At 66.3% G+C, this 12,087-nt stretch carries 10 protein-coding genes; 7 read left to right on the forward strand and 3 right to left on the reverse strand.

Annotated elements, in window-relative coordinates; genetic code table 11:
- Nucleotides 1-123: 123 nt before the first annotated feature.
- Nucleotides 124-1,542: a sigma-54-dependent transcriptional regulator gene (locus AC1KAR_RS16475; protein ID WP_480319643.1), complete on the reverse strand. Its 1,419-nt coding sequence runs from the start codon at nucleotides 1,540-1,542 to the stop codon at nucleotides 124-126.
- A gap of 274 nt (nucleotides 1,543-1,816) precedes the next feature.
- On the opposite strand from AC1KAR_RS16475, the gene AC1KAR_RS16480 reads away from it, so the two are divergent.
- The 7 genes from AC1KAR_RS16480 to AC1KAR_RS16510 all read left to right on the forward strand — a co-directional run bounded on the left by AC1KAR_RS16480 (nucleotide 1,817) and on the right by AC1KAR_RS16510 (nucleotide 10,689).
- Entirely contained in the window at nucleotides 1,817-1,999 is a 183-nt protein-coding gene (locus tag AC1KAR_RS16480) for a hypothetical protein (RefSeq protein ID WP_480319645.1), read from the forward strand.
- Nucleotides 2,000-2,206: 207 nt separating this feature from the next.
- Nucleotides 2,207-3,634, forward strand: coding sequence for an RNA polymerase factor sigma-54 (gene rpoN, locus AC1KAR_RS16485; RefSeq protein WP_480319647.1), 1,428 nt, complete (start codon nucleotides 2,207-2,209; stop codon nucleotides 3,632-3,634).
- 70 nt (nucleotides 3,635-3,704) lie between these two features.
- Nucleotides 3,705-7,187, forward strand: a complete 3,483-nt coding sequence (locus AC1KAR_RS16490) for a response regulator (RefSeq protein ID WP_480319649.1) — start codon at nucleotides 3,705-3,707, stop codon at nucleotides 7,185-7,187.
- Between the two features lie 12 nt (nucleotides 7,188-7,199).
- Nucleotides 7,200-8,027, forward strand: a complete 828-nt coding sequence (locus tag AC1KAR_RS16495; protein ID WP_480319651.1) for a CheR family methyltransferase — start codon at nucleotides 7,200-7,202, stop codon at nucleotides 8,025-8,027.
- A complete protein-coding gene (locus AC1KAR_RS16500) occupies nucleotides 8,024-8,608 on the forward strand; it encodes a chemotaxis protein CheB (protein ID WP_480319653.1) in 585 nt (194 codons plus the stop codon). Before AC1KAR_RS16495 ends, AC1KAR_RS16500 begins: the two co-directional genes overlap by 4 nt.
- The gene (locus tag AC1KAR_RS16505) at nucleotides 8,605-9,735 is read left to right on the forward strand and encodes a hybrid sensor histidine kinase/response regulator (RefSeq protein ID WP_480319655.1); all 1,131 of its coding nucleotides are present in this window, start codon (nucleotides 8,605-8,607) and stop codon (nucleotides 9,733-9,735) included. Before AC1KAR_RS16500 ends, AC1KAR_RS16505 begins: the two co-directional genes overlap by 4 nt.
- Before the next feature lie 6 nt (nucleotides 9,736-9,741).
- The gene (locus AC1KAR_RS16510; RefSeq protein ID WP_480319656.1) at nucleotides 9,742-10,689 is read left to right on the forward strand and encodes an oxygenase MpaB family protein; all 948 of its coding nucleotides are present in this window, start codon (nucleotides 9,742-9,744) and stop codon (nucleotides 10,687-10,689) included.
- A 33-nt stretch (nucleotides 10,690-10,722) separates the two neighbouring features.
- Here AC1KAR_RS16510 and AC1KAR_RS16515 read toward each other — a convergent pair whose 3' ends face one another.
- Both AC1KAR_RS16515 and AC1KAR_RS16520 read right to left on the reverse strand, forming a co-directional pair.
- Nucleotides 10,723-11,481, reverse strand: coding sequence for an esterase/lipase family protein (locus tag AC1KAR_RS16515; protein WP_480319657.1), 759 nt, complete (start codon nucleotides 11,479-11,481; stop codon nucleotides 10,723-10,725).
- 180 nt (nucleotides 11,482-11,661) lie between these two features.
- Nucleotides 11,662-11,988, reverse strand: coding sequence for a plasmid stabilization protein (locus tag AC1KAR_RS16520; RefSeq protein WP_480319658.1), 327 nt, complete (start codon nucleotides 11,986-11,988; stop codon nucleotides 11,662-11,664).
- Between the last annotated feature and the right edge of the window lie 99 nt (nucleotides 11,989-12,087).

Raw genomic sequence — 12,087 nt, forward strand, 5'->3', positions numbered from 1 at the left:
ACCCGCGCCGGGCCAGGGCGAGGTGCTCATCTAGTGCGAACAGGCCCGAATGCAAAGCGGCCGCCGCCCCGGTTCTCGGGAGCGGCGGCCGCTTTGGGATGGCTCTGATCTGAGAACCCCGTTTTACTGACCCTCTTCCAAAGCCGGCGTGGGTGCTTCATGCAGGGCCGAGTACTCCTTCAGACGGTTGTAGAGCGTCTTCAGGCTGATCCCCAGCGTGGCGGCGGTTTTCTCCTTGTGCCGCCCCATGTGCTCCAGGGTGGCCAGCGTCACCTTGCGTTCGATGTCGGCCAGCGCTGTGCCCACGCGGAAGGTCAAGGCCGGCGCACCGCTGTAAGCCACGTCGCCGCTGCTCGACGCAACCGGCACCAGAGGCGGCGGCGCGTCGCCAGAGACGGGAAGGCAGGCGTCCTCGATGAGGGAGTCGCTTGCCATCACATAGGCGCGGTACACCACGTTGCGCAGTTCGCGGACATTGCCCGGCCATCCGTAGGCCGCCAGCCGCTGCAGCACCGGGGGTGCAAACTGCTTGCGCGCGCCTTCGCGCTGCGCGATCTGGTTCAGGAAGTGCTGGGCCAGCAACTCCACGTCTTCGGAGCGCTCGCGCAGCGGCGAAAGCATGATCGGGAACACGTTCAGACGGTAGAACAGGTCTTCACGCAGACGGCCCGTGGCCACCGCACGCAGCGGATCACGGTTGCTCGCCGTCAGCAGGCGCACATCGGTCTGCTGGACCGTGGTGGAGCCCACGCGCATGAAGGTGCCGGTTTCGAGCACGCGCAGCAGCTTGACCTGCAGGTCGAGCGGCATTTCGGTGATCTCGTCGAGGAACAAGGTGCCACCGCTCGCGCGCTCGAAGAAGCCCTGATGCTGCCGATCGGCACCCGTGAAGCTGCCCTTCTCGTGGCCGAAGATCTCGCTCTCCATGAGCTGTGGCGAGATCGCGCCGCAGTTCACGGCCAGGAAGGGCCGGCCCCGGCGGCGGCTCATGTCGTGCACGGTGCGCGCGACCACCTCCTTGCCGGTGCCGCTTTCGCCGGTGATGAACACCGTGGCATTCGTGCAGGCCACCCGCACGATTTGCTGGTAAACCTGTCGCATGGCTGCAGAGCGCCCCCACAGGCCGCCGAAGTGGCCTTCGGTGTCGACCTTGCTCTCCAGCCCTTCGGTCTTGTCCTGCAGCGGGCACGGCTTGCTCACGCGTGCGAGAACCGACTGGAGTTGCTTGAAGTTGAGCGGCTTGACCAGGTAGTCGGTCGCACCCCGCCGCAGCGCCTGGATGGATGTCTCGAGGCTGGCATGGCCCGTGATCAGCACGACCTCGGTGTGAGCCATCTCGCGGGTGGTTTCCAGCAGCTCGAGGCCGTTGCCGTCGGGCAGCACCAGATCGAGCAGCACCAGGTCAGGGACCTGAAGCGCCATCTGCCGCCGCGCATCACGCAACGAGCCCGCTGTAGCCACGGTAAATCCTTCCGCCGAGATCAGTTCGGCCAAAGGCTCGGCCGAGTCGAGATCGTCTTCAATGACTAAGACGTGTGGCATTCCGATTGCTCCTGTGTGATGCATCCGTCGAAACGGCCGGCGCCGAGCACCTGCCCCTTTCGTCTCCTTGTCCCGCAGCTTTGGTTTTGGCTGCGAAAGATTTTTCTGAGATCGATCCCGCTGAATCGATGTGCGAATCTTGCCGCGAGTGACGTGGAATCCGCGTCAGCACGAGCCTATATGTATGTCGGAATCCGCTTACAAGGCTCACGCCGCCGCATGCACTTTTCACAGGTGATTGGGTAAGACTTTCCAAATCAACCGGAGATACCTCATGAAACAACAGCACGACCTCGGTACACCTCCGTTGCACGAGCGAACCGACCACGAGGGCTCCGGCATCCACGATCAGTTCGAACTCGACTTCAGCGACAGCGAACATTCGCAGCCGAAGCGCCCCGAGCCGCACCCCGATCGTCGCCCGCCGCAGCGGCAGCGGCACGATCACGCGAGCTAGTCGCCAAGCGATCGAACACCAAGCCACACGCCTGCGCGCGGCCCACGCCGCAGGCATGCCGATTGCCGCAAATGCTGCAGCAAATCGGCAAGATTGCCCGGGGAAATGCCCCCCGCGCTTGGGAAAGCGCGCGAAAACACAGGGCACGGGCATTGCATTGAAGACACCCAACTGAATCGAATTGGGAGTACCTCTTCAATGGGAACCATGCAACTGCAAAACTCGCTGCGACAGCAACATGGCCTGTCGCCCCGTCTGCAGCATGCGGTACGTTTGCTGCAACTGCCCTCGATGGAGTTCGCGCAAGAGGTTCAGGCCGTACTCGACCGCAACCCCTTCCTCGACACCGCCGACGATGAACTCGCCGACGAGGCCGAAGACTCGCTCGAAGCCGCCGACGACGACGCACCGGCCGATCCCATCGACAGCGCCCCCGCGCCGCTCGAAGACGACGAACGCGACACCTGGCTCGCCACCAGCACCGCCGAGGGGGCGTCGTCCACCGGGGACGGCGAAGACTCGCCGATGGAGCGCGTGGCTGCCGAGATGCTTCTTTCCGACCACTTGCGCCGCCAGTTGCGCGTGCTGCCCCTCCCCGAGCGCGACATGCTATTGGCCGAGGCGATCGTCGAGTCGCTCGATGACGACGGATACCTGCGCCTGGAAAGCCTCGACGAGCTGATCGGCGTCACCGCCCTCACCCCACCGGCAAACAGCGAAGAGCTGCAGATCGCGCTGCGCCGCGTGCAGTCGCTCGAACCCGCCGGGGTCGGTGCGCGCAACATCGTGGAGTGCCTGCTGCTGCAGATCGACACCATCGAATGCGAAGAAGAGCGCGAGGTGGCGCGCCAGATCATCACCAACCACCTCGAAGGCTTGGCCACCAAGGACACCAGTACTCTCGCTCGCGCACTGCGCAAGCCGGTGGATGCCGTGGCCGCGGCCAGCGCTCGCATCCGCCGGCTCGACCCTCGGCCCGGCTGGCGCTTCGGCAGCGCCGGCATCCGCTACCTCACGCCCGATGTGATCGTGAAGAAGGTGCGCGGCGCCTGGACGGTGTCGCTCAACCCGGCCATCGTGCCCAAGGTGCGCCTGCACAAGGTGTATGCAGAGATGTTCCAGCGCCAGCAGCAGGCCGCCCACCCGGAGATGGCCGACCAGCTGCGAGAGGCGCGCTGGACGCTGCGCAACGTGGAGCAGCGCTTCGCCACCATCCTCGGCGTGGCCCAGGCGATCGTGAAGCACCAGACGCAGTTCTTCGACCACGGCCCGCTGGCGATGAAGCCCATGGGCCTGAAGGAAATCGCCCAGGAGGTCGGGGTGCATGAATCCACCGTCTCGCGCGTGACCAACAGCAAGTACATGGCGACGCCGCTGGGCGTGTTCGAACTCAAGTACTTCTTCTCGCGGGCGATGGCCACGCCGAGCGGAAACGCGTTCTCGGGCACTGCGATACGCGAATTGGTCAAAGAGATGCTGGAGAAAGAGCGCCCCGGCGATCCCCTGTCGGACGTGGAGATCTCGCGCCTCCTGGCCCAACAGGGCTTCACTGTGGCGCGGCGAACCGTGACCAAGTACCGCCATCTGCTGCGCGTGGAGGCCGTCGAGCGCCGGCGCGCCATCGCAGGCGGATGAGACACCGTCGCGCCCCGGATAGCATGGGGCCCGGTTTCCGCGTCCCTTTCGACGCGCCAGCGCCACCACGATGACCCCAAAAAACGCGCCACACGATCACGTCGCCCGCCCTCGAGCCGGCACCCCCCTGCCCCCTCTCACGCTCGCCGGCTTCGTCGCGGCGGCCGTCGTGGTGCTGCTGATCTCGGTCGTCTCTTTCCAGTCGCTCACCTCGCGCACGGAAAGCGCCGAACTGGTGTCGCACACCTTCAGGGTGGTCGAGCAGTTGCAGTCCCTGTCGGCCAGCGCCAAAGATGCCGAGACCGGCCAGCGTGGCTTCTTGCTGACAGGTGAAGAAAGCTACCTGGGCCCCTTCACCAAGGCCAAGGCCACGGTGCCGGGCCAACTCGCCAACCTGAAGCAGCTGCTGGCCGACAACCCGGTGCAGAGCGAACGGCTCGGCAAGATCGAGCTGCTGGTGGACGAGAAGCTGCGCGAGCTCGATCAGACCATCCGCTTGCGGCGCGCGGGCGACATCGCCCAGGCCATGGCGGTCGTGGCCAGCGATCGCGGCAAAGCGGCCATGGACGCCATCGTCGAAGGCGTGGCCGAGGTCATGCGCGATGAACAGGTCTTGCTCAACGAGCGGCAAAGCGACTGGCGCGAGTCGGTCAACGCGTCGTACGGCCTGACCTGGGGCGGCGCGGCCCTGTTGTTGGCCTTGATCGCTGCCGGCGCGGTACTCGCCGCGCGCGATCACAAATCGCGCGAGATCCAGATCTGGCTGCGCACGAGCCAGGCCGGCCTGGGTGCGCGCATCCAGGGCGAACAACGCCTCGAAGTGCTGGGCGAGCGCGTATTGAACTTTCTTGCGCTGCAGATGGGCGCAAGCGTCGGTGCCGTCTATGTGGCAGACGAAGAGAAGAACTTCCGCCGCACGGCGGGCTATGCCGTCGACCCGGCTCTCAACCCCCTGGTGCGCCCCGGCGACGGCCTGCTCGGCCAGGCCGCCAAGGAGAACCGCACGCTGCAAGTGACCAACATCCCTTCGGGATACCTGAGCGTGGCGTCCGGGCTCGGCCACGCGCAGCCGCGCGAACTGCTGATTGCCCCGGCCAGCATCGACGGCGAGGTGCACGCCGTCATCGAGCTGGGCTTCCTGAACCCCGTGGGCGATGCCGAACGCGAGCTGCTCGACCGCGCATCCCAGACCCTGGGCATCGCCGTGCGCTCCGCCAAAGACCGCAGCCGCCTCGAAGCGCTGCTCGAAGAGACGCAGCGCCAGGCCGAGGAACTGCAGGCCCAGCAAGAAGAACTACGCGTCAGCAATGAAGAGCTCGAAGAGCAGGAGCGCGTTCTCAAGGCCTCGCAGGCTCAGCTCGAAGCCCAGCAGACGGAACTCGAAGAAGCCAACGCCCGCCTCGAAGCGCAGACGCAGAACCTGGAGAACCAGACCGAAGAACTCTCGCAGGCCCAGGCGGTGCTGACCGACAAGGCGACCGAACTCGAACGCGTCAACCGCTACAAGACGGAGTTCCTGGCCAACATGAGCCACGAGTTGCGCACGCCGCTCAACTCCACCTTGATCCTGGCCAAGCTGCTGGCGGACAACGCCCAAGGCAACCTGAACGAGGAGCAGGTCAAGTTCGCGCAGACCATCTCCGACGCCGGCAACGACCTGCTCACGCTCATCAACGACATTCTCGACCTCTCGAAGATCGAGGCCGGCAAGTTCGAGGTGAGCACCGAGCCGATCGCGATTGCGCCCATGCTCGAAAGCCTGGCCTCGACGATGGGCCCGATGGCCCAGCAGAAGGGGCTGACCCTGAGCGCCACCGTGCAGGCAGGCACACCCGAACGCATCGTGAGCGACGGCCAGCGCCTGGGCCAGATCCTGAAGAACCTGGTGTCCAACGCGATCAAGTTCACCGCCACCGGCAAGGTCACCTTGCATGCCTATCAGGACACCCCGGAGACAGTCTCCATCGCCGTGCGCGATACCGGCATCGGTATCGCCACGCACCAGCAGGAGCTCATCTTCGAAGCCTTCCGCCAGGCCGACGGCAGCACGCACCGCAAGTACGGCGGCACTGGGCTGGGCTTGTCGATCTCGCGCGATCTAGCGCGATTGCTGGGAGGCGACATCACGCTGCAAAGCGCGCCCGGGGAAGGCAGCACGTTCGTCGTCACGCTGCCCGTGGCCTGGACCGCAGACGCCGCCCAGGTGGTGGCGCCGCGCCCCACGCAGGCGCCAAGACCTGTGCCGGTCCCGCCCGCCGAGCGGCCGGCCGCGCCCCAGCGCCTCTTCAAGACAACCGACCCAGCCTACAAGCCCACCCTCACGCCCATTGCCATCGAGGACGACCGCGCAAGCCGTGACCCGGGCCGCCGCCTCGTCCTGGTGGTCGAAGACGACACGCGCTTTGCGACCATCCTTCGAGATCTCGTGCGCGAGATGCAGTTCCAGTGCGTCGTCACGCATACCGCGAGCGAGGGGCTGGCCGCCGCGCACATCTACAAGCCGAACGCGATCCTGCTTGACGTGAACCTGCCCGATCACTCTGGCCTGGGGGTGCTCGACCAACTCAAGCACGACCCGCTCACGCGGCACATCCCGGTGCACATCCTCTCGGTGGCCGACTACACCCAGGAGGCGCTGGAGCGCGGTGCGGTTGGCTATGACCTGAAGCCGGTAAAGCGCGCACAGGTGATGAAGGCGCTGGAGCGGCTGGAGTCGAAGTTCTCGCAACGCATGCGCAGCGTGCTGGTCGTGGAAGACGACGCCCGCCAGCGCGAGAGCATCCGGCAACTGCTGCAAAGCAACGACGTCAGCATCACCGGCGTCGAAACCGGCCATGAGGCGCTCGCGCTCCTCAAGGAAGCCACCTTCGACTGCATGATCATGGACCTGAACCTGCCCGACCTGAGCGGCTACGAGCTGCTCGAGCGCATGGCCGCGCAAGAGGACACAGCGTTCCCGCCGGTGATCGTGTACACCGGCCGCTCGCTCACGTCGCAAGAAGAGCAGCAGCTGCGGCGCTTCTCGAAGTCGATCATCGTGAAGGACGCACGCTCGCCCGAGCGGCTGCTTGACGAGGTGACGCTCTTCCTGCACCAGGTTGAATCGAGCCTGCCGGAAGAGCTGCAACGCATGCTGCAGACCACGCGCGGGCGCGACAGCGCGCTCGAAGGCCGGCGAATCCTGGTCGTTGAAGACGATGTGCGCAACATCTTCGCGCTCACCAGCGTGCTCGAACCCAAGGGTGCCAAGGTTGACCTGGCCCGCAACGGCCTGGAGGCACTGGCCGCGCTGGAACGCAGCCGCGGCGAATCGGAGCACCCGATCGACCTCGTGCTGATGGACATCATGATGCCGGAGATGGACGGCCTGACCGCGATGCGGGAGATCCGCAAGCAGGCGCACTGGAACAAGCTGCCCATCATCGCGCTCACCGCCAAGGCCATGCGTGACGACCAGGAGCGCTGTCTGGCCGCAGGGGCCAACGACTACATCGCCAAGCCGCTGGACGTGGAAAAGCTCATGTCGCTGGTGCGTGTCTGGATGCCCAAGTAAGGGAGCGTGGGCGTGCCGCACCGCAATTTCGACATCGAGCTGCGACTGCTCGTCGACGCCATCTACCTGAAGTACCACTACGACTTCCGGGGCTACGCCACGGCCTCGTTGAAGCGCCGCCTGACCACGGCCATGACCCGCTTCGCCTGCCAGACGCTCTCGCAGTTGCAAGACAAACTGCTGCACGATCCGTCGACCTTCCCGGCCTTGCTCGACTACCTCACCGTGCAGGTGAGCGAGATGTTCCGCGACCCGAGCTACTTCAAGGCCCTGCGCGACGACGTGGTGCCGCTGCTGCGCACCTACCCCTCGCTGAAGGTCTGGGTGGCGGGCTGCAGTGCCGGCGAAGAGGTGTACTCGCTGGCCATCTTGCTGCGCGAAGAAGGCCTGCTCGATCGCACCCTGATCTACGCCACCGACATCAATGCCCAGGCCCTCAAGAAGGCCGAGGCGGGCGTGTACGACCTCGAGCGCATCGTGCAGTTCACCCGCAACCACCAGAAGTCCGGCGCGCGGTCGTCGCTCTCGGAGCACTACACCGCGGCCTACGGGCGCGCGGTGTTCGACAAGACGCTGCGCAAGCACATCGTGTTCTCGGATCACAGCCTGGCCACCGACAGTGTGTTCGCCGAGATGCACCTGGTGTCGTGCCGCAACGTCCTGATCTACTTCGACCGCACCCTGCAGGACCGCGCCATCGGCCTCTTCCGCGACACCCTGGTGCGCAAGGGCTTCCTCGGCCTGGGCTCGAAGGAGTCGCTGCGCTTCTCGGCGCACCGCGATGCGTTCGACGACTTCGCCGATGCCGAACGCATCTACCAGCGCAGGAACTCGCCATGACCGCCCCCTCGGTCGACGCCATCGTGATCGGCACCTCGGCGGGGGGCGTGGAAGCGCTCTCGACGCTGCTGCCAGCCCTTCCGGCCGGCCTGAGTGCTGCCGTCTTCGTGGTATTGCACCTGCCGCGCGAGCGCCGCAGCCTGCTGGTCGAGATCTTCACGCCGCGCTGCGCGCTCACGGTGCGTGAGGCGACCGACAAGGAGCCTGCACTGCCCGGCCACGTGTACTTCGCACCGTCCGATTACCACCTGCTCGTCGACACCGGCCCGACCCTCGCGCTCTCGGTGGACGAGCCGGTGCACTACTCGCGGCCTTCCATCGATGTGCTGTTCGAATCCGCCGCCGACGTGTACCGCGAGCGGCTGATGGGCATCGTGCTCACCGGCGCCAACCAGGACGGCGCCCTGGGCCTGGCGCGCATCGGACAATTCGGTGGCCGCACCGTGGTTCAGCAACCCGACACGGCCTACGCCTCGCTGATGCCGGAATCGGCGCTGAAGCACGGCCCTGTGGACCACATCCTGCCGCTCGACGGCATTGCCGACCTGCTACGAACATTGAACTCAGGAGCTCGTCCGTGAATACATCGCCTGGCACCCCGAGCCCGCCCGAGCGCATCAAGGTCAAGTGCCTGCTGGTCGACGACCTGACCGAGAACCTCTCGGCGCTGTCCGCCCTGCTGCGCCACGACGATGTGGAGCTCCTGCTGGCGCAGTCCGGCCCCGAGGCGCTCGAACTGCTGCTGGTGCACGACGTGGCACTGGCGCTGGTCGACGTGCAGATGCCCGACATGGACGGCTTTCAGCTCGCCGAAATCATGCGCAGCGTGGAGCGCACGCGCGACGTGCCGTTGATCTTCGTGACCGCCGGTGGCACAGACTCCAAGCGCCAGTTCCGAGGCTACGACAGCGGTGCGGTCGACTTCCTCTACAAGCCCATCGAACCGCACATCCTCAAGAGCAAGGCCGAGGTGTTCTTCAAGCTCTACCGCCAGAAGCTGCAGCTCGCACGCGACCTGCAGGAGCGCACCAACGCCTTGCGCATGAACGAGATGTTCAACGCGGTGCTCGGCCACGACCTGCGCGGGCCACTCAGTGCCATCCAGCTCTCGGCCAAGATCCTGGAGAAGCGCGACGAAGAATCGCTGCAGAAGATGGGCGGCCGCCTGATGCGAAGCGCCGCATGGATGAGCCGCATGATCGAGGACATGCTCGACCTGACGCGGGCCCGCCTGGGCCAGGGCATCCCGATCAACCGGCGTGACACCAGCTTCGAGACGGTGATCCAGGGCGTGATCCAGGAGCACGAGGTCATCTTCCCGGAGAGCCGCATCGAGTACACCCAAAGCGGCAGCCTGCTGGGCTGGTGGGACGAGGACCGCCTCGTGCAGGTGGCGTCCAACCTGATCGGCAATGCCCTGCACCACGGCGCAGCCGAGGGCACGATCGACGTGATGCTCGACGGCAGCGCCAACGACTCCGTGGTGCTGGTCGTGCAGAACAAGGGCCACATTGCGCCTGAACTCCTGCCGCACATCTTCGACCCCTTCCGCAGTGGCCGCCAGGCCGGTGCACGCACCAAGGGCCTGGGGCTGGGCCTGTACATCGTGCAGCAGGTGGTGCAGGCCCACGGCGGCCAGATTGACGTGCACTCGCAGCCCGGCCAGGTGACCCGGTTCACCGTCAGCCTGCCGCGCAAGGCGGAGTGAACGGCGATGGCGGCTGAGGTGCCTCAGGCCGCATCGAACGCGCTCCGGCTGCCGGGGTTCATCCAGCGCGGCATCGATCGCCGTGCACACGCGTTTCTGGCGGCGCCTCGGGGGCCGTCCATCGCCTTCGACTCGCCACCGGGCGCCGCCGCTTTCATGGGGCCCGATTCGATCTCCTGGCGCATTTTCAAGAGCCCGCTGTCGCTCTTTGTCGGTGGCGTGACAGCGGTGTTGCTCGAACTCGCGGAGCCTCGCGTGCGAGAAGGCGTCTGGCGACACACGAGCTTCAGAGAGCGCCCTCTCGAGCGCATCCAGCGAACCGCCTACGCAGCGATGGTGAGCGTGTACGGCACTCGCCAGCAGGCTGAAACCCTGATCGCCCGAGTGACCCGATTGCATGGCCTCGTCCGCGGTCAGACCCCCGACGGCGAGCCCTATGACGCCCTCGACCCCGACCTTCTCGACTGGGTGCAGGCCACGGCAAGCTACGGCTTCGTGCGAGCGTTCGACGCTTACGTGCACCCGCTGTCGCCCCATCAGCTCGATGCCTTCTATGCCGAAGGCCAGGCATCGGCGCGCCTGTACGGCGCCACGTCGGCTCCGACCACCCAGGCCCAGGCCGAGACCCTGCTCATGCAGATGGGGCCGCGGCTCGTGGCCTCGCCGATCGTGCACGAGTTCCTCGAGATCATGCTGCGCGTACCCGCGCTGCCCGCCGCCGCGCAGCCCTTGCAGCGCCTGCTCGTGAGGGCAGCCGTCAACTTGCTGCCCGGCTGGGTGCGCGAGCGCCTGGAGCTGGACACGCAATGGTCACTGGGCGCGACCGGGCGCCGCGTTGTGATCACGGCCGCGCGCCTGGCCGATCGCGTGCTGCTGGTGGACAGCCCGGCCGTGCAGGCCTGCCGGCGACTGGGGTTGCCCGACGACTACCTGTACCGCCGGCCATCGGCCTGATGCCACGACCCCACCCGCACCGCACCCCACGCGTTACTCCGCCGGTTCGTGCCGGCGCCAGCCGCCTTCGGGCTGGCTGAGGCGATCGGCCACGATGCGCAGCACCTGCGGGTTCCAGGGCAGCCCGATGTGGCTGCTGTCGACCTCCACGTTCTCCGCCTCGTGGCTGCCGTCGAGCATGCAGGTTTCCCAAGCCACCACGCCATCGGTGCGGCTGAAGATCGACGTCGTCGGGACCGGTGGCGACGTCCGCAGGCGTTGCGCCAGGTGGTCGTCGATGAAGGGCTCGCTGCCATTGACGAGGCGGTACAGCCAGCTCACGTTCGTCTCCTTGCCGGTGCCGGCGAAGGGCGTGCCGAGTGTGAGCACCTGGCGCACCAGCGGGGCGCGCATCTTGGCGATCTCGCGCGCGTAGATGCCGCCCAGGCTCCAGCCGATGAGGCTCACTCTGCGACCATGCAACGCCGCCACGCCGCGCACATGCTCGGCCAGGTTGGCTAGCCATTCGTCGATGTCGCCGTGCGGGCCGGTGTTGAAGCCTTCTTCCCAGTCGTAGACGGCATAGCCCAGCGTCTCGCAGCAACTGCGCAGCGGCAGCAGCGAGCGCCTGTCGGAGGCAAGGCCGGGGAAGATGATGACCGGGTGACCGTCGCCTTCAGGCAGCACGCCGTGGTCCATGAAGCGCATGCCGGCGTACTCGAAGGCAGCCCGAAAGGGCTCCATGCTCAACAAGCCCAGTGAAGGCGCCATCGAAGAGGGCCGGGGCGTCGGGAAGGCCTGTGTGCTGGTCATCGCAATCCTCCGAGGGTTGGGGTTGCGTGGCATCTTCTCGGCGTCTGCTGCATTGCACAATTTCTGGTCGCCGCATTAGCTTGTGCGGGATCGCCTACGTGCATCTGCGTAACGACCTGCCCAAGCAGCACCGCGCGCCGGACGGCAGCGCGCCCGGCGACGAAACAAGACGCCTGATGGTCAGCGGCCGACCGCCTTGCGCAGCTCAGCCTTGCTCATCGACGACCGGCCCTTCACACCGCGCTGGCGCGCCTCGTTGTAGAGCTGGTCGTACGTACGGCCCTGGGCGCCGCTGTGCGACCGCTGGCCACCGCGCTCGCCGGACGAAATGTCGTCGACCGAACTGCGGCTGGCCTCACGCGCCTCACCGTTGCGGGCGCGCTCCTTGTTGACGGTGCGTGCGGCAATCTCTTCGGCGAGTTTCTCGCCCTTGCCACTGGCCTTCTGGCTGGCCTTGATGTGCTCGTACTGACGTTCGCGCTTGGCGCTCCATTCGTTCTGAGGCATGGCGGTACTCCTTTCATGCGTCGACATGGGGCGTACATCGTCCTGCGATCCGCACAAAGGCGCTGTAGGACGTCTGCGCACCCACGCGTCGGCGCCTCG

Source organism: Piscinibacter sp. PDB1-1, assembly GCF_056675995.1.

Excerpts from the sequence above, each read along its gene's own strand:
- AC1KAR_RS16475 (WP_480319643.1), bottom strand. The coding sequence starts at position 1,542 with ATGCCACACGTCTTAGTCATTGAAGACGATCTCGACTCGGCCGAGCCT.
- AC1KAR_RS16480 (WP_480319645.1), top strand. The coding sequence starts at position 1,817 with ATGAAACAACAGCACGACCTCGGTACACCTCCGTTGCACGAGCGAACC.
- rpoN (WP_480319647.1), top strand. The coding sequence starts at position 2,207 with ATGCAACTGCAAAACTCGCTGCGACAGCAACATGGCCTGTCGCCCCGT.
- AC1KAR_RS16490 (WP_480319649.1), top strand. The coding sequence starts at position 3,705 with ATGACCCCAAAAAACGCGCCACACGATCACGTCGCCCGCCCTCGAGCC.
- AC1KAR_RS16500 (WP_480319653.1), top strand. The coding sequence starts at position 8,024 with ATGACCGCCCCCTCGGTCGACGCCATCGTGATCGGCACCTCGGCGGGG.
- AC1KAR_RS16510 (WP_480319656.1), top strand. The coding sequence starts at position 9,742 with ATGGCGGCTGAGGTGCCTCAGGCCGCATCGAACGCGCTCCGGCTGCCG.
- AC1KAR_RS16515 (WP_480319657.1), bottom strand. The coding sequence starts at position 11,481 with ATGACCAGCACACAGGCCTTCCCGACGCCCCGGCCCTCTTCGATGGCG.
- AC1KAR_RS16520 (WP_480319658.1), bottom strand. The coding sequence starts at position 11,988 with ATGCCTCAGAACGAATGGAGCGCCAAGCGCGAACGTCAGTACGAGCAC.